Source organism: Streptomyces axinellae, from assembly GCF_039532135.1.
In the GTDB taxonomy this organism is placed as follows: Bacteria; Actinomycetota; Actinomycetes; order Streptomycetales; family Streptomycetaceae; genus Streptomyces; species Streptomyces axinellae.
Map to the genome: position 1 here is coordinate 116,917 of NZ_BAAARJ010000002.1, position 26,702 is coordinate 143,618.

General features: G+C 72.0%; 21 protein-coding genes and 1 tRNA gene. 8 read left to right on the forward strand and 14 right to left on the reverse strand.

The features are described from left to right. Positions 1-166 precede the first annotated feature (166 nt). Positions 167-577, forward strand: a complete 411-nt coding sequence (locus ABD339_RS02885) for a DUF2000 family protein (RefSeq protein ID WP_344561803.1) — start codon at positions 167-169, stop codon at positions 575-577. Here the strand turns inward: ABD339_RS02885 and ABD339_RS02890 are convergent. Further along, on the reverse strand, positions 498-2,687 hold the full coding sequence (locus tag ABD339_RS02890; RefSeq protein ID WP_425575864.1) for a bifunctional glycosyltransferase 87/phosphatase PAP2 family protein: 2,190 nt from the start codon (positions 2,685-2,687) through the stop codon (positions 498-500). The two genes, ABD339_RS02885 and ABD339_RS02890, sit on opposite strands and share 80 nt — an antisense overlap. A gap of 274 nt (positions 2,688-2,961) precedes the next feature. Between ABD339_RS02890 and ABD339_RS02895 the strand changes: the two genes are divergently transcribed. Continuing rightward, on the forward strand, positions 2,962-3,288 hold the full coding sequence (locus ABD339_RS02895) for an antibiotic biosynthesis monooxygenase family protein (protein WP_344561805.1): 327 nt from the start codon (positions 2,962-2,964) through the stop codon (positions 3,286-3,288). A 175-nt stretch (positions 3,289-3,463) separates the two neighbouring features. Here the strand turns inward: ABD339_RS02895 and ABD339_RS02900 are convergent, their stop codons facing one another. The 4 genes from ABD339_RS02900 to ABD339_RS02915 all read right to left on the reverse strand — a co-directional run bounded on the left by ABD339_RS02900 (position 3,464) and on the right by ABD339_RS02915 (position 8,759). Continuing rightward, positions 3,464-4,123, reverse strand: coding sequence for an HAD-IA family hydrolase (locus ABD339_RS02900; RefSeq protein WP_344561807.1), 660 nt, complete (start codon positions 4,121-4,123; stop codon positions 3,464-3,466). 176 nt (positions 4,124-4,299) lie between these two features. Next, complete coding sequence (locus ABD339_RS02905; RefSeq protein ID WP_344561809.1) at positions 4,300-4,860, reverse strand: peptidoglycan-binding protein; 561 nt, start codon at positions 4,858-4,860, stop codon at positions 4,300-4,302. A gap of 1,122 nt (positions 4,861-5,982) precedes the next feature. After that, complete coding sequence (locus tag ABD339_RS02910) at positions 5,983-8,010, reverse strand: DHA2 family efflux MFS transporter permease subunit (protein WP_425575865.1); 2,028 nt, start codon at positions 8,008-8,010, stop codon at positions 5,983-5,985. 164 nt (positions 8,011-8,174) lie between these two features. Beyond that, positions 8,175-8,759, reverse strand: coding sequence for a TMEM165/GDT1 family protein (locus tag ABD339_RS02915; RefSeq protein WP_344562315.1), 585 nt, complete (start codon positions 8,757-8,759; stop codon positions 8,175-8,177). Between the two features lie 724 nt (positions 8,760-9,483). On the opposite strand from ABD339_RS02915, the gene ABD339_RS02920 reads away from it, so the two are divergent. Both ABD339_RS02920 and ABD339_RS02925 read left to right on the forward strand, forming a co-directional pair. Further along, complete coding sequence (locus tag ABD339_RS02920; protein WP_344561811.1) at positions 9,484-10,170, forward strand: HNH endonuclease family protein; 687 nt, start codon at positions 9,484-9,486, stop codon at positions 10,168-10,170. A gap of 104 nt (positions 10,171-10,274) precedes the next feature. After that, complete coding sequence (locus ABD339_RS02925) at positions 10,275-12,005, forward strand: alkaline phosphatase D family protein (RefSeq protein WP_344561813.1); 1,731 nt, start codon at positions 10,275-10,277, stop codon at positions 12,003-12,005. On the opposite strand, the gene ABD339_RS02930 is transcribed toward ABD339_RS02925, so the two are convergent. Next, positions 11,968-12,546, reverse strand: coding sequence for a superoxide dismutase family protein (locus ABD339_RS02930; protein WP_344561815.1), 579 nt, complete (start codon positions 12,544-12,546; stop codon positions 11,968-11,970). The genes ABD339_RS02925 and ABD339_RS02930 overlap by 38 nt on opposite strands. A gap of 233 nt (positions 12,547-12,779) precedes the next feature. Between ABD339_RS02930 and ABD339_RS02935 the strand changes: the two genes are divergently transcribed. Next, a complete protein-coding gene (locus ABD339_RS02935) occupies positions 12,780-13,721 on the forward strand; it encodes a DedA family protein (RefSeq protein ID WP_425575866.1) in 942 nt (313 codons plus the stop codon). 76 nt (positions 13,722-13,797) lie between these two features. Here the strand turns inward: ABD339_RS02935 and ABD339_RS02940 are convergent, their stop codons facing one another. The 3 genes from ABD339_RS02940 to ABD339_RS02950 all read right to left on the reverse strand — a co-directional run bounded on the left by ABD339_RS02940 (position 13,798) and on the right by ABD339_RS02950 (position 15,458). After that, positions 13,798-14,790, reverse strand: coding sequence for a chitinase (locus tag ABD339_RS02940; protein WP_344561816.1), 993 nt, complete (start codon positions 14,788-14,790; stop codon positions 13,798-13,800). Between the two features lie 229 nt (positions 14,791-15,019). Beyond that, on the reverse strand, positions 15,020-15,211 hold the full coding sequence (locus ABD339_RS02945; RefSeq protein ID WP_344561818.1) for a hypothetical protein: 192 nt from the start codon (positions 15,209-15,211) through the stop codon (positions 15,020-15,022). A 175-nt stretch (positions 15,212-15,386) separates the two neighbouring features. Further along, positions 15,387-15,458, reverse strand: a tRNA-Val gene (locus ABD339_RS02950). Between the two features lie 259 nt (positions 15,459-15,717). Between ABD339_RS02950 and ABD339_RS02955 the strand changes: the two genes are divergently transcribed. Both ABD339_RS02955 and ABD339_RS02960 read left to right on the forward strand, forming a co-directional pair. Next, positions 15,718-16,983 (forward strand): coiled-coil domain-containing protein, encoded by a 1,266-nt coding sequence (locus ABD339_RS02955; protein WP_425575867.1) that lies wholly within the window; start codon positions 15,718-15,720, stop codon positions 16,981-16,983. 254 nt (positions 16,984-17,237) lie between these two features. Beyond that, a complete protein-coding gene (locus ABD339_RS02960) occupies positions 17,238-17,939 on the forward strand; it encodes a DUF4383 domain-containing protein (protein ID WP_425575868.1) in 702 nt (233 codons plus the stop codon). Here ABD339_RS02960 and ABD339_RS02965 read toward each other — a convergent pair. The 3 genes from ABD339_RS02965 to ABD339_RS02975 all read right to left on the reverse strand — a co-directional run bounded on the left by ABD339_RS02965 (position 17,828) and on the right by ABD339_RS02975 (position 22,841). After that, positions 17,828-18,712, reverse strand: a complete 885-nt coding sequence (locus ABD339_RS02965) for an HAD family hydrolase (RefSeq protein WP_344562321.1) — start codon at positions 18,710-18,712, stop codon at positions 17,828-17,830. The two genes, ABD339_RS02960 and ABD339_RS02965, sit on opposite strands and share 112 nt — an antisense overlap. 128 nt (positions 18,713-18,840) lie before the next feature. Further along, complete coding sequence (locus tag ABD339_RS02970) at positions 18,841-21,486, reverse strand: phosphoribosyltransferase (RefSeq protein ID WP_344562323.1); 2,646 nt, start codon at positions 21,484-21,486, stop codon at positions 18,841-18,843. Between the two features lie 176 nt (positions 21,487-21,662). Then, the gene (locus tag ABD339_RS02975; RefSeq protein ID WP_344561820.1) at positions 21,663-22,841 is read right to left on the reverse strand and encodes an HpcH/HpaI aldolase/citrate lyase family protein; all 1,179 of its coding nucleotides are present in this window, start codon (positions 22,839-22,841) and stop codon (positions 21,663-21,665) included. 235 nt (positions 22,842-23,076) lie between these two features. Here ABD339_RS02975 and ABD339_RS02980 point away from each other — a divergent pair, with 235 nt between their 5' ends. Beyond that, positions 23,077-24,441: a TerD family protein gene (locus tag ABD339_RS02980; protein ID WP_344561822.1), complete on the forward strand. Its 1,365-nt coding sequence runs from the start codon at positions 23,077-23,079 to the stop codon at positions 24,439-24,441. Between the two features lie 131 nt (positions 24,442-24,572). On the opposite strand, the gene ABD339_RS02985 is transcribed toward ABD339_RS02980, so the two are convergent. Continuing rightward, positions 24,573-25,331 (reverse strand): TerD family protein, encoded by a 759-nt coding sequence (locus ABD339_RS02985; protein ID WP_344561824.1) that lies wholly within the window; start codon positions 25,329-25,331, stop codon positions 24,573-24,575. Between the two features lie 166 nt (positions 25,332-25,497). Further along, entirely contained in the window at positions 25,498-26,655 is a 1,158-nt protein-coding gene (locus ABD339_RS02990; protein WP_344561826.1) for a DUF475 domain-containing protein, read from the reverse strand. Between the last annotated feature and the right edge of the window lie 47 nt (positions 26,656-26,702).

Consider the following 26,702-nt stretch of genomic DNA (forward strand, 5'->3'; position numbering starts at 1 on the left):
TGTCCGCCGACTGTGGCGCGTGTCCACTCCGCTTCCGGCATACCGTCCAGTCTGCCACCACGCCGACCGGCGGTCCGCAGCCTCCCGGACGGCGCCCCGCACCGGCCCGGAGGCGGGCCGCACCAGCGTTCAAGACCGCTGACCTGGCACGGAGCAGACTCGCCGCATGCGTTTCGATACAAAGATCGCCGTGATCGTCCGCGCCGACCTGGCGGACTGGCAGAAGCTCAACGTGACCGCGTTCCTCTCCAGCGGCGTCGCGACCGCCGGCGACGAGATCATGGGCGAGCCCTACGAGGACGGCTCCGGCAACCAGTACCTGCCCCTGTTCCGCGAGCCCGTACTGTGCTTCGCCGCCGACGCCGAACAGCTGGCCACGGTGCACGGCCGCGCCCTCTCCCGCGGCCTGGCCACCGCCCTCTACACCGATGAGATGTTCGCAACCGGCCACGACGCGGACAACCGTGCGGTCGTGCGCGCCATGGAGGCCGACAAGCTCACCCTCGCCGGGCTGGCGGTCTACGGTCCCCGGAACGCGGTGGACCGGACGACGAAGGGTCTGAAGCTGCACGGCTGACCCCGCCCTTCGCCGAACCCGTCACCGCGTCAGCCTCCGAACCCGTCACCGCGTCAGCCTCCAAATCCGCCACCGGATCCGCCGGCGTGCCGGCCTCCGCGCCCGCCGCCGGGCCATCGGCACGGGACGGCTCCGCCTCCCCCGCCGCCTCTGCCTCGTTCACCTCGTCCGTCCCGTTCCGGCCGTTCCGCGTTCTGGCGAGCAGACGTTGGCCGAGGAAGCCGGCCATGACGACCAGGACACCGCCGACCGCATCCAGCAGATAGTGGTTGGCGGTGGCCATCACCACGAACGTCGTCATGGCCGGATACAGCGCACCCAGCGCTCTGAGCCACCAGTTCTTCGTCATCGTGAAGACGACCACCGCGCACCACAGCGACCAGCCCACATGCAGCGAGGGCATCGCCGCGTACTGGTTGGACAGCTGCGTCAGCGCGCCGAAGTCCGGGTTGGACAGGTCCTGCGGGCCGTGCGCCGTGTCGATGTAGCCCAGGCCGGGCATCAGCCGTGGCGGCGCCAGCGGATAGAGCCAGAAGCCGACCAGGCCCAGCAGCGTGGCGAAGCTCAAGGCGGTGCGCGCCGCGCGGTACCGGGGTGCCTTGCGCGCGTACAGCCAGGCCAGCAGCGCGATGGGCACCAGGAAGTGGAACGTCGTGTAGTAGAAGTCCGCGACATCCCGCAGCCATCCGGTGCGCACCGCCAGCTGGTTGAGACTGTGCTCCACGTCGATGTGGAGGAAGGACTCCAGGCGCAGGATCTGCTCCCCGTGCCCCTCCGCCAGCGAACGGGAGTCGGGCGCGTGACCGCGTACGTACGAATACGCCCAGTATCCGACGCGGATCAGCAGCAGCTCCAGCATCAGGTTGGGGCGGCTGAGGGGACCGGAGGGCACCGGGCTGTCCCACACCGGGGAGGCACGTGTGAGGAAAGGCATGGCGCAGGCGGCCAGCAGGGCGGCCAGCAGCACCGCGTTGCCGCCCAGCACTTCGAAGGCCGCGACCTTGGGCACCAGCGCCGAGCCGTCCAAGGTCATCACCATGACCACGAAGACCGGCCACATCAGACGGTCCCCGCTGCGCCTGCCCACCCGGCCCACGACCGCCAGCAGCACCCACAGCTGCTGGTGCTGCCAGGCCGTGGGCGAGACGGCGACGGCGGCGCACCCGGCTATGGCCGCGGCCAGCAGCGGCTGCCCGTCGCGCGCGTAGCGCACCGCCCGCCGCAGAGCCAGCCAGCCGACGGCCACCACCAGCGCGAGCAGCAGCACCACCTCGCCCGGACCGCGCAGACCGGCACGCAACAGGGCGCCGTGCAGCGACTGGTTGGCCGTGGCATCGGCCGGATCGCCCAGCCCCGCCCCGGCGAGGTGATGTATCCAGTACATCCACGAGTCGCCGGGCATGGCCGCCCAAGTGGCCAGCGTGCAGACGAGGAACGTGCCCCCGCCGGCCAGGGCGGCGGGCCGTCTGCCAGTCAGCCACAGCAGCGGAACGAACAGCAAGGTGGCGGGCTGGAGGGCGCCGGCCACACCGATGAGAACGCCGCCGGCCTGTCTCCGCTCGCCCTTGAGCAGCCAGCCGGTCAGCACGAGCAGCACCGGCAGGATGCTGGTCTGCCCCAGGTGGAAGGTGTTGCGCACCGGCACCGAGATCACCAGCAGGCTCAGCGCCGCCGGCACCGCGAAGAGCGCCGTACGGCGGGAGACGGGCTCGGGCAGCGCACGGGCCGCCACCACGCCGACGGCGGCCACCAGGAGCATCGTGCCGAACGTCCAGGCCACGCCGAGGCCGCGCTCGGCGGAGTGCACCAGTGGCTTGAGCACCAGCCCCGCGAACGGCGTCCCGGTGAAGGGGGTTTCGCCGTCGTAGAGCGAACCGTGCACCCGCAGGACCCCGTTGTCCCCGATCCAGGCGAACAGATCGACGAGCCGGTCCTCCTGCGGCAAGCGCAGCACTACCGTCGCCTGCCGGGCCGCCAGCGCGAGCGCGAGCAGCCACAGACCGGCCAGGGCCATCCCTGAGCGCGAGCCCAGATGTGCGCCCATCTGCCGGGCAAGCCGCCGGTACTGCCCGCCCCTGTCCGGCCTCTCCGCCGCCGATTCCGCCGCCACGCCCCGCCGTCTCCGTCCTGTCCGCAGATCCCCGCCTGTTCCGGGTCACCAACCCGGGAAGTAAGACGCAAGAAACCTACTCGCTACCTGACAGCTCGGACGCCACGCTTGGCGAGACCCAGACCAGCCTTTTTGTAAGGGGTGTCCGCGTCTTTGGGGAATGAGCACACTCTTTACCAGTGAGGCGTGCTGCACCGGCTGGGACGGGCTTCACAGGCTGGGACGCGGCTGGCCGACTGGGGCGCGGTTGACCGGCTGGGGGAGGATGGGGCGCATGAGCATCGTGAAGATCAACGTGTTGACCGTGCCCGAAGAGCAGCGCGAGGTCCTGGAGCAGCGCTTCGCCGCGCGCAAGGGCTTTGTGGAGAGCGCCGACGGGTTCGAGTGGTTCGAACTCCTGCGCCCTCTGGAGGGTACCGACCGCTATCTCGTCTACACGCGCTGGCGGGACGAGGAGGCGTTCCAGGGGTGGATGAACGGCTCCATGAAGCAGGCCCACCAGACCGGCTCACCGGATGAAGCGAAGGAACGCCCCAAGCCGGCCGCCACCGGCTCGGAGTCCTGGTCCTTCGAGGTCGTCCAGCAGGCGCCGCCCAAGTAGCGCACCCGGGCAACCATCCGAGCGGACCACCCGAGCACACCGGCACCGCCTGACGGCGCCGCCCGAGCGGCGCGAACCCGGGCACGCAGGTATCCGGACTCCCGGCATCCGGGCATCCGTACCGAACGCCCGCCCCGCCCCTCCCGGAACGGGGCGCAGGTATCCCGCGCCCCGCTCAACCGTGGAAGCTGAGGCGTATCCGGCCGTCCTGGAGCGGCTCGACACGGACCGCCTCCAGGTCGGGAACGTGTGCGGTCGGGCTGTGCGCGGCAGCGCGCGGGCCGATGCCGACGACCGGCATCCCCGCCGCCAGTCCGGCGGCTATGCCTGCGCCCGAGTCCTCGAAGACGGCGCATTCGGCGGGCGCGAAGCCCAGTTCCGCCGCGCCCTTGAGGAAGCCCTCCGGGTCCGGCTTGCTGGCGCTGACGTCCTCGGATGTGATGCGGATCTGCGGCATCCGGAGGCGGGCCGCGCCCATGCGTGCGGTGGAAAGGCCCCGGTCGGCCGAGGTCACCAGCGCGTGCGGGAGCGGTTCGACAGCGGCGAGGAAAGCGGGGGCGCCGGGAACCGGAACGATGCCGTCGAGGTCGGCGGTCTCCTTGGCCAGGAGCGCGCGGTTGTCCGCCAGGTTCTGCTCCACGGGGCGCCCGGGGAGCACCGTGGCCATCGTCAGGTGGCCCTGGCGGCCGTGTGCGACGCGCAGCACCTCCTCCGGATCCAGCCCCTGCTCCGTCGCCCAGCCGCGCCAGACGCGCGCGACCACGGCGTCGGAGTTGACCAGCGTGCCGTCCATGTCGAGCAACAGCCCGCGGACGGTGATCGACGGGGTGGGCATGCGGGGGCTCCCTGCTGGTCGGCGACGGGGGGACGGAGAACCGGGGGAAATGCGTCCGGAGGAGAACAGATGGCCCGCCCGCCGGTCAGGGACGCCCCTTCCGTCAGGGGAGGGGCACGGGCGGGACCATTTGTTCCTCCATCGTACAAAGTCCGGCGGTCGGGCGACAGCCCGCGTCACCCCCGGGTTCTGGCCTCCAGGTGGCGCCGGGTCGCGGGGCCGTAGTCGCCGGGCACATCGTCGAAGAGGCTGTAGCGCGCCTGGTAGCGGAAGACGCCCTCTTGGACGTCGGAGGAGTAGACGCCGTTCTCCTGGGCGTCCTGGTCGTAGAACCCGGCCTCCTTCAGCCGCCGCTGCAACTCGGCGACCGCGGGTCCCGAGTCGCCGGGGCGCAGCGTGACTCCCGAGGGACGGTCCGGCCGGACGGGACGCGGGTGCCAGGGACGCCGGGCCTCCGTGCCCTCCCCGGGGCGGGCGGAGGCGGTCTCCGGGCGACGGGAGGGGGCCTGGGCGTGCCCGTCACCGTCCCGGGCGGCGCGCGGTGTGCCCGAGGCGCTCGGACGGGAGGGCACGGCGGAGGGCCGTGCGGTCGGCGCCGCGCTCTTGTCGCGGGACGGGCCGGGTGAGGGGGGCGGCACATCGTCGGTGGGGGCGCTGGTCGGCGTGTTCCGCAAAACGCGTTCGGCGCTGCCCTCTCCGCTGCCCTTGCCGCCCGTGATGACCTGCGTGGTCAGCACCCGCGCCCAGCACGGCTGCCACTCCGGTGGCCGCCAGCACACCGGTGCTCGGGCGGCGCCGCTCGCGCTCCCGCCGGTGCGAGACGACGGCCTGCGGCAGGAGGGGCCCCGGGCCGGATACGGAGTCCGGGCTCTCGGATGCAGTGGTCCCGGCGGACGGACCGGCGGCACTGGATGCTCCGGTCTTCCCGGCCGGTCCGGCCTCCCCGAGCGGCCCGGCGGACGGTCCGGCGTCGGCGAACGGTCCGGCCTCCCCGAACGGTCCGGCGGCGTTCGCGGTGCGACCGGTATCCCTGGAACGCCCCGTTTCCCCGGCTTCCACGGCGTCCCCGGCCTGCCCGGAGCGGCGTGGACGGGCGAAGAAGATGCGCCGCTTCGGCCCGGACACCCGGGAGACGGTGGGCAGTTCGGCGGTCTCGTCCGTGCCGTGCCGTGCGAACGGCGACAAGTCGGGCAGCGGCACATGCGCACCCTCCGAAGACGCCCCGGCCGGCCCGGCCGCAACGGAAACAGGCGCACCGGATGCTCCGGGAAAATGAGCCCCACCGGATGCTCCGTCGCGGGAGGAGACGGCACCCTCCGGCTCCGGCTCGCCCCGGTCGCCCCGCGCCGCCTCCGCGAGTCGTACATAGGGGCGTATGTGCAGCGGGTCCTCCGGCTCGTGACCGTGCTCCGCGCCGTGCGCGCACGTATGCGCGCTCTCCCCGCACTCCGGACAGCGTTCGTCCGCCGTCATCCCGATCCCCTCCCCTGGGCACCTCGCCCCACCATCCGGTCACCACGGCGTGCCCGAATCGCCAGCAACTGTCCAGTGCTGGACCATACGCGGTCGAGGTCGGTCATGGTCAAGCACGCCGGAAAAGCGGCCAGAGGCGGCGTTTTCCGACGGAAGCCAGGGTCTGCCGGGTGGGCGGGGCCCCGGACCGCGCCCGGCCGCGCGCTGACCGACCTCCCCGTCCGTAAGGAGCCGTTGCCAGACGGCGGAGGGCTGCAGAGAGGGCCAGACAAACGCAGAAGGATGCAGAAGGACTCAAAAGGACGCAGAAGGCTCCAGAGGCAAGCGGCGGGAAGCGAAGGGAAGCGCGCGGGCCAACCGGACCGGCTCCCCTGGCCGGCGAGGCTTCAGGCCGCGCGGGGCGGTTCGGCCGGGCCGGACTCCTCGTTCAACTGCCGCACCAGTTCGGCCAGTTCCGTGGGGCGCTCCGGGGTCCACCAGTCGCCCAGCAGATCGGTCAGCAGTTCCTGGCGGGCATCCGAGAGGGCACGTGCCGCCTGTTCGCCGCGCGCGGTGGCCAGCAGGCTCAGCCCCTCCCGGATCGCGAGGCCCTGCTCCTCCAACTGCCGCGCGCCTTCGGCGATCACGCGCCGCGGGATCGTCCCCGAGTCCGCGAGCCGCGCGGGCTCGATGGGGCCCTCGGTGTGCACGCACAGCATCATCCAGGTGGCGGCGGGGGTCAGGTCCAGACCGGCCGTGTCCGCGATCCGCGCGTACAGGTCGCGCCGTCCCTCGTGGGTGCTGAGCCGGGAGAGAGCGCGGGAGACCTCGTCCGCCGAGGAGCGTTCGACGGGGCCGGGGCCCAGCGTCTCGCTCTCGTCAGGCACTTGCACACTGCGCCGCAGCTTCTGCTCGCGCAGCAGCCAGGTCAGGATGAACGCGACGAACGCGAGCGGGGCGGCGTAGAGGAAGACGTCGGTGATCGAGGAGGAGTACGCCTCCAGGACGCCGCGCCGCGTGGCGGGGGACAGCCTGCTCACCGAGTGCGGATCGCGTTCGAGGGAGGCCGCGGACACGCCGCGGGGCAGGCGTTGCCCGCGCACCGCGTCGGCGAGTTTGCCACCCAGGCGCGTGGCGTAGACCGCGCCGAAGACGGCGACGCCGACCGAGGCGCCGACGGAGCGGAAGAAGGTGACGCCGGAGGTGGCGACCCCGAGGTCCCGGTAGTGCACGGCGTTCTGCGCGACCAGTACCAGCACCTGGAGCACCGACCCGATGCCGAGGCCGAACACCGCGAAGTAGGCGCCCATCTCCCACTGCGAGCTGCCAGGGGCCATCCGGTGCAGCAGGAGCAGCCCGAGCGTGGTGAGGGCCGTGCCCAGCACGGGGAAGATCTTCCAGTGCCCGGTGTGGGTGATGAGCTGGCCGGAGAGGGTCGCGGAGAACACCACCCCCACCACCATGGGCAGCATGTGCACGCCTGACATCGTCGGCGAGATCCCGTGCACGACTTGGAGGAACGTCGGCAGGTAGGTCATGCCGCCGAACATCGCGAAACCGATGACGAAGCTGATGGCCGCGCACAGGGTGAAGTTGCGGGCGGTGAACAAGCTGGGTGGAAGGACTGGTTCCTGCGCCCTGCGCTCCACGGTGACGAAGCACACCAACAGGACGACTGCCAGCGCGCCCAGTCCGTAGACTTCGGCCGACTGCCAGGGCCATGTGGTGCCGCCCAGCGAGGTGACCAACACCACGCAGGTGGCGACAGAAGCGATCAGGAACGTGCCGAGGTAGTCAATCTTGTGCCGGTGCGCGTGAACGGGAATGTGCAGGGCCAGCGCGATCACGATCAGGGCGAGGGCGCCGATGGGCAGGTTGATGTAGAAGACCCAGCGCCAGCTGAGCTGCTCGGTGAAGAAGCCGCCCAGCAGCGGGCCGAGCACGCTGGTCGTCCCGAAGACCGCGCCGAACAGCCCCTGGTAGCGGCCCCTCTCACGGGGCGGTACGAGGTCGCCGACGATCGCCATGGACAGCGTCATCAGCCCGCCGCCGCCCAGGCCCTGAAGCGCGCGGAAGCCGATGAGCTGCGGCATGTCCCGTGCCATGCCGCACAGCGCCGAGCCCACCAGGAAGATCACGATGGCCGTCTGGAACAGCCGTTTGCGCCCGTACTGGTCGCCGAGCTTGCCCCACAGCGGTGTCGCCGCCGTCACCGCCAGCAGGTAGGCGGTGACCACCCAGGACAGGTGACCCAGCCCGCCGAGGTCGCTGACGATGGTCGGCAGCGCGGTCGCCACGATGGTCTGGTCGAGCGCGGCGAGGAGCAGGCCCATCAAGAGGGCGCCCATCGGCAGAAGGATCCCGCGGCGCGTGTCGGGCACCCCGTGGGTGTCCGGCGCCCCCTTCGTGTCCGGCACCCTGTGCTGCCCGCTCATATCCCCACGGTGATGCCTCCGGGCGCCGGGCGCCCGCCGAGCGCCCCCATTAGTGCCCGGCGCAGCACCCTTCGCGCCCCCGCACCGCCGCGTACTCCGCACGGCCGCACTGCCGCGCCGTCCGCGCCTCCGCGCCGCGGTGCGGGCCCGTACCGCGCCCCGGGCTACGGCGCGAGTGCCTCGAAGAGGCTGAAGGCGGCCAGGGCCAGCATCAAGAGCGCGGCGACGCGGGTGATGAGGCGGAGCGGAATGTACTTCATGAGCGTACGGCCGCCCACGATGCCGAGCCCGGCCACCGCCCACAGGGCGAGGACCGCGCCGAGTCCCACCGAGAGGGGGTCGTCGTAGCGGGCCGCGAGGTTCGCGGTCATGATCTGGGTCAGGTCGCCGAACTCCGCGACGAGGATCAGCATGAACCCGCTGCCCGCGACCTTCCAGAACGACTGGTCGGCGGGCTTGCGCGCCTCGCCCTCCTCCTCGTCGGCCTTCTTGAACAGCAGCAGGGCCGCGCCGGCCAGGAAGAGCACACCCACGATGCCCTGCACCAGCCGGTGCGGCAGCAGGGTGAGGACGCTGCCCGCCGCGACGGCGAGCACCACGTGAACGAGGAAGGCGGCGGCGACGCCCGCGAAGACATAGGAAGCGCGGTAGCGGGTGCCGAGCATCAGTCCGGCCAGCGCCGTCTTGTCCGGCAGTTCGGCGAGGAAGACGACGCCGAAGACCACGCCGAGAACGGTGAGGCTGATCACAGGGGATTCCTCCGGTTGGGCTGCCGCACCGACGCGCTGAGCACTCTTCGGCACGGCAGCGTCGTAAGCGCCCGCACACGCGTGCGGGCCAGGACACTGCGGCCGAAGGTCTCGCTGGCGCGGTACACGGCGGGCGGCGAATCACCCGCGCGGCACCTCGCTCCGGGCGCCGGGCCCACCGAGGCGGGCCAGTATGTCGACGGTCCGGCGAAGAGCTACTCCCCTTCTGACGCGCCCGACTCTACGCGATACGGCTCTCCGGACGCGACCAGCCCCCGCACGGCCCGCACAGCCCCCGGCGGCCTCCCGCCCAGCCCTGAGCGGCCTCCCGTACGGCCTGAACCGCCCCCGCACAGCCCCGAGCCCCGGGCGGCCTCCCGCCCCGCACCTGCGCCCCGCCCGTTCCTCCCCCGCGCCCCCGCATCTCCCTCGGCCCCCCGCGCTCCGGCCCGCGAGGGGAGTCGTGAGCGGGGTCGCGGTCGGCGCTGCGCCGATGTGGGCACCGGCCGGTCACAAAGCGGTCCGCCGACCGGCATACGGGAAAACACCCGGAGGCGCGGAACGGAACATCGCGGGCAACGGGTGCCCAACTCCCGTCTCCCGAGGGCCGAGTGGGTGTATCGCGTGTGGACCGGCCCCGGATCATGGGCAGGCTCTTGAAGTGACGTGCTCACGACGGTCACGCTGTCAGCGCTCAACGTCCCCCCACCCTTTGGGAGTTCGCATGCCGCATGGGCAACGGATAGCCCCCCGCCGCCTCTACGCGCGTCGATGCCGTCGGCCGGCACCGCTCGCCGCGTCCGCCACCGCTCTGTCGGGTCTGCTGATCGCCTTCACCCTGGGCAGCGGCACCGCGCAGGCCGCGCCCCCGGCGCCGCCCAGCGCACAGGAAGCCACCACGATGCTCGGTGACATCACCGAGAAGGCCGAGGGCTCGCTCGACGGCTACTCGCGTACGAAATTCCCCCACTGGATCGACCAGGGCAACGGGTGCAACACCCGCGAGGCCGTGCTCAAACGGGACGGCGAGGGTGTCGTGACCGGCAGCGACTGCTACCCGACCAAGGGCACCTGGAAGAGCCCCTACGACGACGAGTCCTGGACCAAGCCCTCCGACGTGGACATCGACCACATGGTCCCGCTCGCCGAGGCGTGGCGCTCCGGTGCCTCCGGCTGGACCCAGGACAAGCGCCAGAAGCTGGCCAACGACCTGGACATCGCCCAGCTCCTGGCGGTGACCGACAACGTGAACCAGGCCAAGGGCGACAAGGACCCCGCCAAGTGGCTGCCCCCCAAGAAGAGCTTCCACTGCGAGTACGTGCGCATGTGGATCTGGGTCAAGCACGAGTACAAGCTGACGGCCGACGCCCCGGAGAAGGAGGCACTGAAGAAGACACTGGGCACCTGCTGACCGAGAGCGGACCGTCCGGAAACTGGTAGAGACGCTCCCTCGTTCCGTACGGTGCGGGTGCAGGATCCGCACCGTACGGCGCGACAAGGACGAGGGAGAACCGCATGACCGGCCTCCGACTGGGCCCGCTCCTGCGCTATGTGGACCAGGACACCGCCACCGTCTGGGTGGAGGCGGCAGCCCCCTGTGAGGCCGAGGTCCACTGCGAGGGCACCACAGCGGGCGGCTCGGCCCGCACCTGGCAGGTCGCGGGGCACCACTACGCGCTGATCACGGTGGTCGGCCTGGAGCCCGGCACCGAGACCCCCTACAGCGTGACCCTCGACGGCGAGCAGGTGTGGCCGCTGCCCGGCTCGCCGCACCCGCGCAGTGTGATCCGTACGCTGCCGCCGCCCGAGGACCCGCCGAGCCGGACGCAGCCCTTCCGGATGGCCTTCGGCTCCTGCCGCTGGGCCGCCCGTCCCGCCGACGCGCGCCACGATCCGGTGGGCCCCGACGCGCTGGACGCGCTCGCCCAGCAGGCCCTCGCGGGCGGCGAGCGGCCGGACATCCTGCTGCTGCTGGGCGACCAGGTCTACGCGGACGCCACCTCCGAGCGGGTCCGGGAGAGACTCGGCCGCCGCCGCGACCTGTCGAAACCCCCGTGGGACCAGGTGGCGGACTTCGAGGAGTACACCGAGCTGTACTACGAGTCGTGGCTGGACCCGGAGGTGCGCTGGCTGCTGTCCACCGTCCCCAGCTGCATGATCTTCGACGATCACGATGTGATCGACGACTGGAACACCAGCGAGACGTGGCAGCGCGAGGTGCGCGGCACCACCTGGTGGCGCGAGCGGGTCGTGGGCGGTCTGACCTCGTACTGGGTCCACCAGCACCTGGGCAACCTCTCCCCCGCCGAACTGGCCGAGGACCCGCTGTACGCCACGGTGCGCGCCGCGGGGCAAGGCGGCGGGGACGGCGCCGGGCCGCTGCGGGAGTTCGCCGAGCGCGCCGACCGCGACCCCACGGCGGCCCGCTGGAGCTATCGCAGGGACTTCGGCCGGGTCCGGCTGCTGATGGTGGACACCCGCGCCGGGCGGGTGCTGGCCGAGGACAAGCGCCGGATGGTCGACGACGAGGAAATGGACTGGCTGCACGAGCAGGCGCTCGACGACGGCCCCGGCGCCGTGGACCACCTGGTCATCGGCTCCTCGCTGCCCTGGCTGCTGCCACCGGCCGTGCACGGGGTGGAGGCGTGGAACAGCGCGCTGTGCGCCGGCGCCCGCGGCGCGCGCTGGATACGGTTCAGCGAGAAGCTGCGCCAACGCGCCGACCTGGAGCACTGGGCGGCCTTCCCCCGCTCCTTCCAGGCGCTCACCGAGCTGATCGAACAGGTGGCCACCGACCAGGAGGCGCCGGCCTCGGTCAGCGTCCTGTCGGGAGACGTGCACCACGCGTATGTGACCGAGCCCGAGTTCGACGATCTCAAAGTCGCCGGGGGCGGCCCCGTCTCCCGCGTCGTCCAGCTCACCTGCTCGCCGATGCACAACAGCATTCCGGCGATCATGCGCTCGGGCTTCCGCTTCGGCTGGAGCCGCCCCGGCCGGTGGCTGGGGCGGGCGCTGGCCCGGCACGGCCGTGCGGAGGAGCCGCAGCTCACCTGGCGTCGCACCGCAGGCCCGTGGTTCGGCAACCAGATCATGACGCTGACCCTGCACGGCCGTGCCGCCGACTACACCCTCGACCAGGCGCGCCCCGCGACCTCGGCGCCCGACGGGACGCCCCGCGCCGGCCTGGAGCGGGTGCTCAGCAGCCGGCTCAGCGCCCCCGGACCCCAGCGCTCAACGGCACCGTGACGCAGGCGAGCCGGGCCCCGGCCTGGCCCGCGTGGCCCGGCTCGGTGTGGGTGGCGGTCTCGTGCAGCACGATCGACCTGGCCTCGCCCGGGCGGAAGTGCCACGCGTGGCGGGCGACCGCCGCACCCGCGCCCTTGCCGTCGGTGGTGAAGTCGAGCCACACCTCGTTGCGCGGGTTGGCGTAGCGCGGGTCGGTCGAGGGCTGCACCGGGTCCTTGATGTGCTGGTAGTGCGGTCCCGAGTCGTCGGGGCGGGGCCCGCAGGGCTTGGTGTGCACATGTGTGCCGTACCTACGGTGCGCGAGCAGACCCCTTACGGCGATGCGCACGGTGGTCGCCTCCCGGGTCGTCCGCCGGGCGACGCGGATGTCAGCGCCCGCGGGTACCTTGCGGGTGTTGTAGGTGACCGCGTCGCGGCGGAGGAAGGCGGTGGGGGGTGCGAACCGGTCGTAGCGGACCAGCGTGGAGTCGAATCGCTCGTCCGCTCCATGTGTGTCACTCGCCGTGCTCGCGCCGCTGCCGGCGAGTAGCGTTGTCGCCATTGTCACAGCGACAATTCCCGCCGTGGCCCCCCTGCGCGGTGCTGCCCTCATCGTGCTGGCCTCCAGTGATTCAAGATGCGCCTGTGGTCCGATCCGGTGCATCCGTAACCCGAAGGCCGGTGAGAGCGTCACCACGTGGCCCCGGCGCCCCTGAGCGGGGGACCCGGCGTACGCTGTACGGCGGTAACCATCAGTGCAACTGAGAGTCGGGCAGGGGAGAAACGGGGATCGCAGTGCCGGAAATCCTGGGGACGGTGACCGGATCCCCGTGGATCTACGCCGTCATCGCGGCATCCGTGCTGCTCGATGTCTTCGTCCCCCTCCTGCCGAGCGGCGTGCTCGTGATCGCGGCGGCCACCGCCGCCGCCGGAACCACCGCCGCCGACGCGGCCGACCTGCCCAGCGCCGCCGCCCGCCACGCGACCGGCGGCGAGCATTACGCGGAGATCGCCCTGCTGGTGCTGTGCGCGGCCGTCGCCTCCGTCCTGGGCGACCTGGTCGCCTGGCGCCTGGCCTGGCGCGGCGGCGCCCGCTTCGACCGTGCCATCGCCCGGTCCCGGCGGCTGGTCAGGGCGCAGGAAAAGCTGGGGCAGGCCCTCACCCGTGGCGGTGGCGCGCTCGTCGTCCTCGCGCGGTTCGCCCCTGCCGGCCGCTCCGTCGTCAGCCTGACGGCGGGCGCCGCACACCGCAGCGCCCGCGACTTCGTGCCCTGGTCGGCCCTGGCGGGCCTGGCCTGGGCCGCGTACAGCGTGGGGCTCGGCTGCCTCGGCGGCCAGTGGCTCGGTGCGAGCTGGCTGGGCACCGTCGTCTCGGTCTTCGCACTGTTCGCGGCCGGGGGCCTCGCGGCCTTCCTGATACGGCGCGACCCCGAGCGGGAGCCGGTGGACGAGCAGTCCACCGCCGCCGGGGACCCGCTTCCCCCGGACGCCCCGGCCCCGGCTCCGACCACCCCGGCTTTCGCGGTCCCGGCTCTGGCAGCGCCCGCTCTGGCGCCGCCGGGCCTCCCGCCTCTTTCCCCCCTCCAGGCGCTGGCGGGCCCGGCCTCCACGCCTGCCGGCCTCGGCTTTCCCCTGCTGCCGTCCATGCGGGCGCCGGCCGGCGAGGGTGGGCTGCTGCCCGCGCCCGCCTCGCCCACGCCCACGTCGGCGGCGCCGACGGAGACACCCACGGCATAGCCAGGGCGTCGACTCGAACCTGCGGCCCACGCCCTGAATCCGTCGCCGTCAGCGCACATCCGCCGACGCCGTGCCGTCAGCGCCCCGCTGTCAGCGCGCGGCTGAACTCCCAGGGCTTCTGCGCGACCCCGGAGCACCGGTCCGCCGCCGGGTACGGGAGCTGTCCGCAGGGGCGGTCGCGGTTGACCGACCAGAAGGCGAGACGGGCCAGCCGGTGGCCGCGGGCGTAGCGCGCGATGGTGCGGAAGTGAGCCGGGGTGATGACCTCGCCGTGCCCGGTGACCCCGTTCATGGTGGAGATCCCGCTGTGCGCGTACGCCTCGGCCGCGCTGTAGCCGTACGCCTTCCGAAGGCTCGACTTGAGGCCCTCGGCTGCGCGCACGGTAGTGCGGCCCATGTCCTCGGCGCGGGGACCGGTGCCCTTCCCGAAGGCGAACGGCATCACCGTCCAGGCGTCCGGTGCGAGACCGGCCCGCGCGGCGTGCCCGATCAGTGCGGCGTCCGGTCCGCTCCGCGTGCTGGGCAGCGTGACATGGACCGTCAGCCCGGGGTTCGCGGCCCTGACCCGCTTCAGCGCGCCCACGGTCTTCCGGCGGGCCTCGGCGCTGTGGTAGGCGCCCAGTTCGATGTCGATGTCGATCGCGCGCAGCCCGTAGGCGGTGATCACCTTCTGGTAGGCCCCGGCGAGTGCCTCTTCGGTGGGACAGTCCTGCTCCAGTTTGCGGCCGGTACCGCCGCCGAAGGAGACCACGGCCGTGCCGCCCGCCGTCCGGACCGCGCGCACGGCCCGCTCGTCCGGACCGCCCTTCAGCGGACGGCTGCCGTCCCAACGGGGCTCACACCCGCCCGCGCTCAGCACGAACGCGAAGCTGAAGCCGTCCGCGCCGGTCGCGCGCAACAGCGCGCCGGGCTCGGGCGGATCGCCCCACCCCATGGACAGATACGGCTGGACGGCCGGGATACGACGGGCCGCGGCGGCCCCTGGGGTCCGGGGCGCGGCGGCCCCCTGCGGGACGACTCCCTGCGGGGCGGCGGCCAGTGCCGTCAGGGCCAGGAGGGGCAGTCCCACGCCGCGTGCGATGCGTGCGGTGCGCGTCGGGCGAGGCGTTCGGATGTGCGTTCGCGATCCGGTCATGCCGCTCATGCCTGTCCGCCGCCATCCTCAACCTCCCTTCGGCGAGGGCCCGTTCACGCCTTCCGGTGAGCGGGTGCGGCCGATCGCACGACAAGGCCGGGACGGCTGCGAGGCCCGTCCCGGCCGAGGTGTCCGCACCGTATGCGGCGCGCGGTGCCGTACGTCAGCGGTTGTCGACGCCGTTCTTGCCGAGGATCGGCGGCACGCCCTTCAGCGCCTGCAGCAGGCCCTTGGCGGCTCCGCCCTTCCCCGAGCCGCCCTTGGGCCCGGGACCGGCGGCCTGTGCCGTGACGGCGGGCCCGAGGGCGACGACCAGGGCCGCGACGACGGCGGCGGTGGCGAGGAATCGGCGCATGAGGTTCTCCTTCGTGGTACCGAGTGCCCGGCATTCCGATGGCCGGGCCTTCAGCCCCGGTAACGACCGCCCACCCCGGAAGGCACGCGCCCCCGACCGCCACCCGGAACACGGCCGAGGGCCCCCGATGGTCATCGGGGGCCCTCGGTACCGCTGTCAGGAGTCAGATGCGAGGTGGGCACAACTGGGATCGAACCAGTGACATCTTGCTTGTAAGGCAAGCGCTCTACCGCTGAGCTATGCGCCCTGAAGTGGTGAGAGGACAGCGTACCCTGCCCGGCTGCCGGCGGCGCAAGCCAGTGGCGGCTCCTCAGAGGGCGGCGTGAGGGCTCGTGGGGGCGGGTGAGCCGGTGGGCTCCCCCCGGGATGGCTGGTGGACTCCCGCGGACGAGTCGAAGGGCTTCCGGCAGGCGGTCGCGAACGAACCGGCCGGTGTGTTCGTTGTGCTCAGGTGGGACAATGGCCAACGGTCGAGTATCGGCGGGCGCATACGGGGAGAGGGTTTCGTGGCGGCGATGAACGGCGGCGGTACTCGCCGCTGGGGCTGGGGCAGTGGCCGCGCGGAGAGCCTGCGGGCCGACGCGCAAGCCGCGAAGGACGCCGCAGCCGCCGCCTTCTACGACCTGGACACCGCCCAGCGTGACCTGCGCATCTCCATCGAGACGATAAGCGCCGTCGACAACTCCCCGACCGCCCGGAAAGCGGTCACCGACTTCGCGGACTTCGGCACGCGCATCGACCGCGTCAGCCACGACTACATCATCGCCGTCGACTCCCACGATCTGGACCGCGACGATCTGGACGCGGGCGCCGCCGCCCGCGCCCGCGCCGAGCTGGACAAGGCGCGGCAGGATCTGGAGCGCGTCAAGGCCGAGCTGAACCGGTTCGCCGAGAGCCTGGGCCCGGTGCTGACGCAGGCGGAGAACCAGCTCGCGCGGCTCGCACCCGCCGTGGAGCGGGCCCGTCAGGGGCTCCTCGCGGCCAGCAACGCGCTGGACGCGGTCCGTGGCAAGGGTCTCAAGGCCGACGAGCTGGCCGCCCGGCTGGCCCGCCTCTCCCCCGAGCTGACCAAGCTCAACGAGGGCGCGGGCGCGCACGGTGTCCAGGAGACGGTGCAGCGCGCCGACAGGGTCGTCCGCGAGGCCGAGTCGATTCGCGGCGAGGCCGAGCGGCTGCCGGAGAAGGCCGCCGACATCGACAAGCGCCTTTCCTCCCTGCGGACCCGTACCCAAGCGCTCCAGACCAGGGCGGGGCAGGTCGAGCCGGTGCTCAGTGAGCTGCGGCGGCGCTTCAGCGCGGCCTGCTGGCAAGACCTCCAGCAGGTGCCGCAGCAGGCGGAGCGCTCGGCGCGGCAGGCCGACGAGAAGCTGCGCGAGGCCCGTAAGGCGCGCGAGGAGCAGCGCTGGGCGGATGCCACGGCGCTGCTCTCGACCGTGAGAGCCCTGCTCAACACCACGGACGAGGCGGTCAAGGCCGCGGGCGAGCGGCTTCAGCGGCTCAACGAGGTCTCCTTCGACCACAGCACGGAGGTCGAGCGCACGCGCTTCGCGATCCGCGACGCGCAGCGCCTGGCGATGGCCGGGCGCAGCACACCCGATCCCCGGCACGCGCGGCCCCTGGACAGCGCGGTCGAGCGGGTGGACCGTGCTGTCGCCTCGCTCACCGGGCGTCACCCGGACTACTGGCATCTGCTGACCGAGCTGGACGCCGTGAAGGAGTCGGTGCAGCAGGTGGTGGAGCAGATCCGCCACGAGCGGGCCGGCGGACACTGACTGTCACCATCTCCACACACACGCCTGCTACCCGGCCCCGGACCGCGGCCCTGTGTGACGTGTCGTGACGAAGTGTTCCAAGAGGTTCCGAAGGAGGCGTTCCGAAAGGGATCCCGAACGACGCGTTCTGAAGGGGCCCCGAAGGAGTCCGGGAGCTTCCGAGGGGGTTCCGGTTGAGGCACCGGGCTCGCGGGCGGATGCTGGAGAGCGGGAACCAGGGGCGCCTCCAGAACCGTTCGCGAGGAGGCCAGAGCATGGCCGTGAGCCACCGGTCACACGCCAGTCACCACTCTCACCAGCGAAAACCACCGAAGCAACAGCTCCTCAACGAGCACATGCCGGCCCATCACAGGCTCAGCCGGATCTACCGCGTCGGCGCGGGGCTGATGGGTGCGGGGCTGGCCGTTTTCGGCGCCCTGGGGCTGGTGGACCGGATCGGCTTCTTCGACACGGGGGGCGACCGGGTTGCCGGGCTGAACACCAATGGCGCGCTGAGCGTCCTGTCCATCGTGGTGGGGCTGCTGCTCTTCTACGGGATGGTGCGCGGCGGCAACTTCGCCTCCAGCCTCAACATCACGCTGGGCGGCCTGTTCGTCCTGAGCGGGTTCGTCAATCTGGCGCTGCTGGCCACGCGGTTCAACCTGCTGGCCTTCGGTCTCCAGAACGTGCTGTTCAGCTTTGTCGTCGGGCTGCTGCTCCTGGTTTTCGGCATGTACGGGCGCGTGGGCAGCGCGCTGCCGCACGACAACCCGTACTGGCAACACCGCCACCCCGACCAGGCCGAACGCGAAAAGCACGCCACCTCCGTCGCACGCACCCACGAACTGCGGCGCAGAGCCTCGCTCTACGGAGGCGGGGACAGGGAGGGGGGCGACGAGGACGGGGAGGACGGGAAGGAGGACGACGGCGGGGACGGCGGGGAGGACGCCGGACCGGGGCGGGGCTCGCCGGGCTGAGGGGGCTGGTTGGACTGATGGTGCTGATGGGGGTGTTGAGGCTGCGGGAGCGCCGCGAGCATCGCGCTCACGAGGGTCTCCCCCGCCATGACCCCCCGCTCCTCCAGCGCCCGCACGTGCCGGGGGTCCCAGCCGCTGTCGGCCAGTTCGCCGTGGCCAGGGCGCCAGCCCTGGTCGGCGGAGTGCAGCAGGTCGGCGTCCAGGAGGGAGTCGCCGGCCGCGAAGGTGCGGGTATGCCCGGTACGGCGCGCCACCTCGGCGACGGCCGCGCTCTTGGTGAGCGGACGCGGGACGGCGTAGATCTTGCGGCCCTGGAGGGAGACGTTCCAGCCGCGCGGGCCCGCCCAGTCGGCCAGCTCCTTGACCCAGGTGCCGGGCAGCAGCGTGCGGTCGACGACGAGGTAGACGAACAGTTCGTCAGCGACCCGCTCCTTGCGCAGCCAGGTGTCCCGCGCGTGCCGCAGCATGTGGGCGCGTACGTCAGCGAGCGGCGCGCACTCGGTCAGCCGTTCGCGGACCACGGCCCGCCAGTCCGGGTCGCTCTCGCCCTCGACCAGCAGATGCCCGCCGTTCGCGCAGACCGCGTAGCGGGGGGCAGGGCCCGGCAGGCTGACTCGGCGGTACTGCTCGGGGGTGCGGGTGGTGGCGGGCACGAAGAGGGTGCGGCGGGCGAGTTCGGCCAGCAGCGCGGCGGCCCGCTCGGTCATGAAGGAGAGCGGCTTGTGCTCGTACATCTCGACGCACAGCAGCCGGGGCGCCTCGGCGTCGGGCATCGTCAAGTCCAGCGCGGGGGCGGAATAGATGAGCGTTCGGTCCAGGTCGCTGGCGATCAGCGGAAGCGCATACGGGGGCGGGCTCGGGTCCGGGCCCGGGCGCGCGTCGCGTTCCTCGTCGTGGCGGGTCACCGGGCCGCCTTCCCGTCGGCGCCGGTGGCGCCGCGCGTGTAGCGGGGGTGGATGAGGCCGACGCAGGTGTAGGGCAGGTCGTCGGTCTCCTCGACGGGCACCCCGCGCTGCCCGGCCAGCAGCCGTACGTGATCGAGATCGGCCCCCGCACCGCGCCGGGCCAGCACTCGCCACGGAACGCGCCGCAGCAGCACCCGGGTCGTCTCCCCGACGCCGGGTTTGATCAGGTTCGCGTCCCCGATGCCGAAGGACTCACTGATGCGTTCGACCGCGCGCCAGCCCTCCCAGGTGGGCGTCCGGTCCGCGTCGGCGAGGGCCGCGGCATCCTGTGCGGCACGCTCCCGTACGGCGTCGAAGCGGGCGGTGACGGCCTCCAAAAAGCGCAGGGACAGGTCGCTGCCGGCCAGCTCGCGGTAGAACTTGGCGCCGTGGAAGTCGTCCGGTCCGATCAGGCCGGGGCGCAGGACGGTGCGCGATATGAGTCCGGAGACGGTGGAGTTGAGGCAGGCGGAGGGGATGAGGAAGTCCTCGCGCGTGCCGTAGGTGCGCACGCAGGAGCCCGGGTCGGCCAGCACGGCCAGCTCCGGGTTGAATTCCGGGTACGCGGCGAGTGCCTCGGCCAGCTCCCTCGTGATGGCGCCCTTGCCGGTCCAGCCATCGACGAACACCACGTCGGCGGGGTCGTGATGGGCCGCGAGATAGCGCAGCGCGTTGGTGTCGATGCCGCGTCCGCGCACGATCGAGACGGCGTAGTGGGGCAGGTCGAGCCCGTGCGCGCGCTGGGCCCAGCGGCGCATCAGGATCCCGACGGGCGTGCCCGCACGCGCGAGCGATACCAGCACGGGGCGGGGGCCGCGCTCGGCGAGCACCGTCTCCGTCACGGCCCCTACGGCGCACGCGATGCGCTCGGCCGAGCCCTCCAGCGCGCTGTGGAAGAGGCGTTGGTATTCCACGGAGGGCTGGTACTCCACGGGCAGCGACTCCGCGTAGTGGGCGCCGCCGCTTTGAATGGCCTCCTCGCGCTCCTCGGTGGGCGCCTCCAGCTCGACGCCGGACAGGTCCCGCAGCAGCCAGGCGACGTCCTCGGGCGCGTACGAGGAGAAGGCGGGCCCGCGCAGAGGTTCGGCCAGGGGACGGGCTGAGGGGGCGCCTGGCGCGTAGGCGGGGACCACGGTCAGCAGCACATGCGGGGCACATGCGGTCAACTGGTCCAACAGGCCGCCGGGAGCATGCAGTTCGGGAGTGTCGCCCTCGCTGTCCACGACGGCCACCACGGCATCGAAGCCCTGCCCCGCCACGTTGTAGGCGTAGCGCACGCCGGGGTCGTCGTCCGCGACCGCAACCTTGTCGGTGTCCGCGACCGCGTTCGTGTCCGCATCCGCAATCGTGTCCGCGACCGCGTTCGCCGAAGAGCGGGGCCTGTCGTGTGCGGGGAAGCACAGGGCGCTGCGTATCGCGTAGCCGGGCGCATCGACGGCGAGGACGGGCGAGCGGGTGGTGGTCGAGAAGCGGATCCCGGCGGCCCCCTGGACGCGCCGTTCCAGCTCGGCGGCGAGCCGCAGGGGCGCGTACATCAGCTCCTCGTTGCCGAGGACGAGCACGCGGGGCGGCGAAGGCTCGGCGCGCGCCGACGGGACTCCACGGTCGGTGCCACGGGCGGATGCGGCGGGAGCGGAGGCGCCACGCGCGGATGCGGGGGCGCCGGGGCGGGTGTCACCGGGGCCCGACAGGTCCAGCCCCGCCGACGCCAGCCCGGCCAGCACGCGCGCGGCCATGCCGGGGAGCGCCTCCTCCAGCCGGTGCCGCTCCCGGGGGCCGAAGCCGTGCCGTCCCCCGTCGGGAAGCCCCTCGGGCCAGCCGAGGTCCACCCGGCGTACGGGAGCAGGAGCCCCGGCAGCCCCGGTGGTGCCCTGCTGAGTGGCGGCGGCCGGGCCGTCACCGTACGAGGCGACCAGTTCCCGGCCCCGCTCCAGCACACCCTCCGGAAGCCGTACCCGGCCGGTGGCGAGGGCGACCACCTGGATCCGGGTACCGAGGTCGGCCGCGAACTTCTCCAGGGAGGCCGCATCGGCCGGGGCGCGGGTATCGACCAGTGCCGCGACGACGTAGCGGTCGCGGGGCCGGTGCGCGTGCAGCGCGGCGATGGTGTTGCGCACGGTCCTGCCGGTGGACAGCTCGTCGTCGACCAGCACCAACGGGCCCTCCCCGCCCAGCAGTCCGGGATCCTCGGGCAGCAGCAGATGCGAGGTGGCGTGGCTGTGTTCCTCCTCGAAACCGCCCGCCGGCTCGACGCCCGGCACCCGGCGCCGGGTGGAGTGCAGGACGGGGATGTCGCCGATACCGTCGGCCACGCTGTGTCCCAGTCCGGTGGCGGTCTCGGCGAAGCCCAGCACCACGCAGCGGGCCGCCTCGGGACCGCCCAGCAGTTCGCGCACCCGTTCCCCCAGGCGGGCCCCCGCGCCGAGGATCCAGCGAGGGCGCTCCGGCACGTGCTTGCCCAGAACCCGGGAGACCAGAAGGTGGGCCCGCTTCGGGTTGCGGCGCAGCGCCAGGCCGAGCAGATCCCGCAGCCCCTCGCCCTCCAGCCCCACCCCGAGCCGCTCGGCCACCCACTCCCCGGCCCACACCGGGCCCCCACCCATCACGCCCGCGCCACCAGCCGTCTCAGCCCCTTCGCCGCTCACAGCCCCCGCGCCACCGGCCACGTCAGCTCCTCCAGCACTCACAGCATCCACAGCACCGGCCACATCCGCCCCTTCAGCACCCACGTCTGCATCCACATCCGGTTGGCCGCCGCTGTTTCCCCTTACGTCCGCGCTCACTTGACTCCCGCCGCCAGCAGTTCCACAAAGCTCACACCCTCGCGGGCCACGCCGAAGACCTCGCCGCGCAGCAGCGTGCGTTCGGCCCATGCGCGGTGCGGCTTCACCTCGTTCATCTTGTTCGTATACGCGGAGCGCAACACTCCGCCTCCGCCGCGCTCGGGACGCAGCACGTCGGTCGCGTCGCAGAACTCCTCGTGGCTGACGACCGAGAGCGCGTGCACCGGGGCGACGTGGGAGGGGTGGATGCAGGTCTTGCCCAGCAGTCCGTTGGCCCGGTCCAGCTCGATCTCCCGGAGCAGCCCGTCCATGTCGTGCTCGATGAGCGCCGCGCGCACGCTCTCGGCGCGCCCGCTCAGGAAGGGACTCTGCCGCAGCTGTGGTTTGAACATCCGTTCCTGTGGCCGGAAATACTCCCACACAGGTCCGGTCACGGTGAATCCGGTGCCATCCGCCCTGCCCAGGACGTTCACCACATCCCCGATGACGGAGGCGACGATCTGCACGTCGTACGCCGTCATCTCCGGTGTGCGGCGCAGCCCGTAGGCGGAGCAGAAGTCGGTGACACCCAGGCGCAGCGCGAGGACCCGGTCGCGGTACTTCTCGACCGCCCTGACGATGCCGGAGAGGGTCTCGGTGCGCGTCTCGACGTGCAGCAGTTCGGGCGACTCCAGCACCGGCATCGCGAACAGCCGCCGCCCGCACGACGCCTCTGCCTCGGAGAGCGCCTCCAGGAAGGGCGTTCCGTTCTCCTCGGTGAACTTCGGCAGTACGAATCCGGACAGCGTCCGTGCGGCGGGGCCCAGCCTGCGGACGAGCGCGGGAATCTGCGGTGCGGCGCGCACCCGCACGAACAGCAGCGGCAGCCGCTCGTCCCGCTCGGCCTCATCCAGCAGTCCGTCCAGGCGGATGAGCTGGTGGACGAGGTTGTCCTCGGCCTCGGGGACCTCGGCATCGGATATCGAGTCCTCCAGGCACAGCACCATCGAGGCCACGCCGCACCCTGACTGCTTGAGCACGTCCTCGGCCAGTCCCGGCCTGGTCGCGGGGCTGTAGAGGGTGGCGCCGAGGGCGACGGCGAGCGTTCTCGCGGGCGACCGGGCCGTGAACCCGGCGGGCTCCCGATGGAAGAGCGCGCTCCGGTGCTCAGGCGTCAGATGCCTGAAATGCCGCATGAAGGTCCCCGTCTCGACGTAGCTCCTGTGCGTCCCCCGCACAGCCGCTCATCGTACGTACGAGCACAGGTCAAGAGTTCCCCAAATGGGCGGGACACACATCACTCTCCCTGTATGTACACCTCCCGGTCCGCACCCCGGCCGCGGTCCCGGCCGGGCCCGGCGGCGTTCCGCGGCAGGGCTCCGGCGTGTTCCCGCGTTGTCGAGTCCCGCGCGTGAAGGGCAGGATGAGTACATGACGCACGCGATGACGAAGGGATCGAACATCCAGCTGGAGGCCACGGCGGTCCGTGCCGTCCTCTGCTGGACGCCTGGTGCTGGTGTGCCGGATGTCGATGCCTCGGCGCTGCTGCTCGGCACGGACGGCCAGGTCAGGTCCGACGAGGATTTCATCTTCTACAACCAGCCGCGCCACCCCTCGGGGCTGGTCCGCCACCTCGCCAAGAAGCACGGGTCCGACGGCCTGCGCGACACGATCGAGGCAGATCTCTCGGCACTGGATCCGTCGGTGGACCGCATCGTGCTGGCCGCGTCAGCCGATGGCGGTACGTTCACCGCCGTACGGGAACTACGCCTGCTGCTGCACGATGCCGGCACGTCCACCGGCGCCGACGGAGCGGCACCGGCATCCGGTGGCACGGACGCCGCCCAGGGCACGGACGCCGCCCAGGGCTCGGGCGCCGGGGCCGGTAACCCGGATGGCGCAGCGGACGGCGGCGGGAACGGAACGCTGCTGGCCGGCTTCGACATCGAGCCGGAGACGGGCTCGGAGACCGCGATGGTCTGCGGCGAGTTGTACCGGCGGGGCGACGGCTGGAAGTTCCGCGCGCTGGGACAGGGCTACGAAACCGGCCTGATCGGGCTGGCGACCGAGTACGGGATCTCCGTGGACGAGGGCGAGCCCGGCCAGGAGACGCCCCCGCACCGCACCGGCCCCGCCGCTGGGACCGCCCCCGCCGCCGACCCGGACGCGAGCCCGAATCCGAACACGGGGCCGAGCGCGGGCACGGGCGCAGGCACGGGTGCCGAAGTGGACGCGGACGCGACCGTGGCGCACGCCCCCGCCCCCGACACGACGGGCGCGGACGACTTCCGTCTGGTGCCGCCCGCCGGCACCGTCCCGCAGCCGCCCCCGGAGCCCGGTTTCCCCGACCCCACCCCGGTGCCGGACCCGCATCCGAGTCCCACGCCCCAGCCGGAGCCCGGACCGCCTCCCGGCCCGCCGGGCACGCCGCCCGGGCCCGGGCCCGAACCGGCGCCCCCGGGCCCGGAGCCCGGCCCCGCGCCCGCGCCGGGACCTGGGCCCACCCCGGGTCCCGACCCGGCGCCGCAGCCCCAGCCGGACCCGGCCGGGGTCGCGGCAGCCACCCTGCCGGGGCCGCCGCCGTTCGTGCCGCCGGACCAGCGGGCACCGCAGTTCACCGGTCCCGCCTCTGGCCCGTACCCGCAGCAGCCGTCCGGATACGGCTACCCCCAGCCGCCGCAGCAGCCGCCCGCCATCCAGCCGGCCTACGGATATCCGCAGCCGGCCTATGGCTACCCTCAGCCGGACCCGGCGTTCACGCTGCCGCCCCAGGGGCCGCAGTTCCTCCACCGGTAGCAGCGGCAGCACGCGACGAACGGCGAACGGGCCCCGGCCGCAGATGCGGCCGGGGCCCGTCGTTGTCGCGGGGCCTCCCGGAGGCGGCCGTACGCCGTCAGAGGGCCGTAAGTCGTCAGGGGCCCGGCCGGTCAGACCTTGTTGGACTTGTATCCGCGGCCCCACTGGAGGCCCCAGCCGTAGAGGCGGTCCAATTCCGCCTGGAAGCCGTAGACGTAGCGGACCTCGCGGCGCACCCTCAGTTCGCCCTTGACGTTCTCCATCAGCACCACGGCGCACGAGCGCGCCTGCGGGGCCCGCTCGTCGATGCCGACCTCGACCCGGGGGCCGTTGCTGGGGAAGAGGGTGAGGATCGCGTGGGTGCGGTCGAAGGCGGGGGTGCCGTCGTAGATGTAGACGAAGAAGAGGAGCCGTCGGATCTCGTCCTTGTGGTCGAGATTGATGTAGATCGTCTCTCCGGAGGGCGAGCCGAACCTGTCATCGCCGCTGAGCTTCACATAGGGCGGCGCGTTCATGTCGCCCATGAAGTTCCCGAGCGGCTGGACAACGCCCTTGCTGCCGTCCACCAGTTCGTACATGCACGCCAGATCGAGGTCCACGTTGACGACGCCCTGGGTGTGGGCCTGGACCACGTCGGGCTTGAGCATCTGGAGCGGGTGGCGCAGTGAGCCGCTGCGGCGTGGTCTGCCGTCCAGGTCGGAGGTGCGCATCCGCCAGGAGAGGTTGACCCGCATGCTCCCGCTGTCGGCCCCCTGTTTGGTCAGCGACAGTTCGGCGTTCCGTTTGGTCAGCTCCACCGCGTACGTCGAAGGGCCGCCGACGGTGTCGAATTTGGGTCCGCGGCGGGACATCCCCACGCCGCGCCGCCAGTTCTCCCACAGGGAGACCATCCCGTACCCCCACTCACTGCTCGGTGCACCTCAGCGCTTCGTGCACGCTCCATCTACGCGATATCTACGCGATCCAAGCGGCGGGGCGGCTCCGGAACGGGACGAAGCCGGGGCTCGCACCGTCTCGAAGCCGCCCCGCAAGGAGCGTTCCTCATTCAGGAGAGGGTCACACGCGCGAGGTGACCTCTGATTCCTTGGACTCGCCGCCGCTGTCGTCGCCGGACCCTCCCTCGGCTTCGATGAGGCGGTTGCGCCGCACCGAGGACCAGAAGGAGGCCGCGATGAGCACCACACCCACCAGGCCCGTGATGACCTCGTTGATCTCGTACTTGACGGTGACGAGCAGGATCACCGCGAGGGCACCGATGGCGTAGTGGGCGCCGTGCTCCAGGTAGACGTAGTCGTCCAGAGTGCCCTGGCGCACGAGGTAGACCGTGAGCGAACGGACGTACATCGCGCCGATGCCCAGGCCGAGCGCCATCCAGAAGATGTGGTTGGTGATGGCGAAGGCGCCGATGACCCCGTCGAAGGAGAAGGAGGCGTCGAGGACTTCGAGGTAGAGGAACATGAAGAACGCGGCCTTGCCGGCGAGCCCCACGGCCGAGAGCTGTTTGCCCTCCCGCTTGGCCGACTCCTCGGCTTCCTGTTCGCGTTCCTCCTCCTCTTCGAGTTTGTCCTCAAAGTGGCCGGAAAGCCCGCCGACGAGCAGATACGTGATCAGTCCGGCGATACCGGCGAGCATCACCGTGCCGGATTTGTCCGCGTGCATGCCGCCGTGCTGGTGGGCGGCGGTGGCGAGAGTCATCGCGGAGACCAGCAGCACGATCAGCGCGATGCAGACCGAGAGGCCGTTTACCTTGCCGAGGCGGGAGAGCGGGCGCTCCAGCCAGCCCACCCACTTGTGTTCCCGCTCGTCGAAGATGAAGTCGAGGAAGATCATCAGCAGGAACATCCCGCCGAAGGCCGCGATGGCGGGGTGCGCGTCGGTGACCAGTTGCTGATACCGGTTCGGATCATCCAGGGCGACCTCGACGGCTTCGATCGGCCCGACCTTCGCGCTGATGGCCACAATGACCACCGGGAAGACCAGGCGCATGCCGAATACCGCGATCAGAACGCCGATGGTGAGGAAGATCTTCTGCCAGAAGGCGTTCATCTTCTTCAGTACGCCGGCGTTGACGACCGCGTTGTCGAAGGACAACGAGATCTCCAGGATGGACAGTATCGCCACGAGCGCGAACGCCTCCCACCCCCAGAAGAACGCCGCTGCGGCGAGCCCGACGACGGTGACGCCGAAGGACCAGCCAAAGGTTTTCAGGAGCACGGGCTTCCCAATCCGGTATCCGGTCTACAAATGGTTCGAAGGGTCTG

Excerpts from the sequence above, each read along its gene's own strand:
- ABD339_RS02970 (WP_344562323.1), bottom strand. The coding sequence starts at position 21,486 with ATGGGTGGGGGCCCGGTGTGGGCCGGGGAGTGGGTGGCCGAGCGGCTC.
- ABD339_RS02925 (WP_344561813.1), top strand. The coding sequence starts at position 10,275 with ATGACCGGCCTCCGACTGGGCCCGCTCCTGCGCTATGTGGACCAGGAC.
- ABD339_RS02965 (WP_344562321.1), bottom strand. The coding sequence starts at position 18,712 with ATGCCCGACGCCGAGGCGCCCCGGCTGCTGTGCGTCGAGATGTACGAG.
- ABD339_RS02945 (WP_344561818.1), bottom strand. The coding sequence starts at position 15,211 with ATGCGCCGATTCCTCGCCACCGCCGCCGTCGTCGCGGCCCTGGTCGTC.
- ABD339_RS02930 (WP_344561815.1), bottom strand. The coding sequence starts at position 12,546 with ATGGCGACAACGCTACTCGCCGGCAGCGGCGCGAGCACGGCGAGTGAC.
- ABD339_RS02980 (WP_344561822.1), top strand. The coding sequence starts at position 23,077 with ATGACGCACGCGATGACGAAGGGATCGAACATCCAGCTGGAGGCCACG.
- ABD339_RS02895 (WP_344561805.1), top strand. The coding sequence starts at position 2,962 with ATGAGCATCGTGAAGATCAACGTGTTGACCGTGCCCGAAGAGCAGCGC.
- ABD339_RS02910 (WP_425575865.1), bottom strand. The coding sequence starts at position 8,010 with ATGAGCGGGCAGCACAGGGTGCCGGACACGAAGGGGGCGCCGGACACC.
- ABD339_RS02960 (WP_425575868.1), top strand. The coding sequence starts at position 17,238 with ATGGCCGTGAGCCACCGGTCACACGCCAGTCACCACTCTCACCAGCGA.
- ABD339_RS02920 (WP_344561811.1), top strand. The coding sequence starts at position 9,484 with ATGCCGCATGGGCAACGGATAGCCCCCCGCCGCCTCTACGCGCGTCGA.
- ABD339_RS02985 (WP_344561824.1), bottom strand. The coding sequence starts at position 25,331 with ATGGTCTCCCTGTGGGAGAACTGGCGGCGCGGCGTGGGGATGTCCCGC.
- ABD339_RS02900 (WP_344561807.1), bottom strand. The coding sequence starts at position 4,123 with ATGCCCACCCCGTCGATCACCGTCCGCGGGCTGTTGCTCGACATGGAC.
- ABD339_RS02975 (WP_344561820.1), bottom strand. The coding sequence starts at position 22,841 with ATGCGGCATTTCAGGCATCTGACGCCTGAGCACCGGAGCGCGCTCTTC.
- ABD339_RS02885 (WP_344561803.1), top strand. The coding sequence starts at position 167 with ATGCGTTTCGATACAAAGATCGCCGTGATCGTCCGCGCCGACCTGGCG.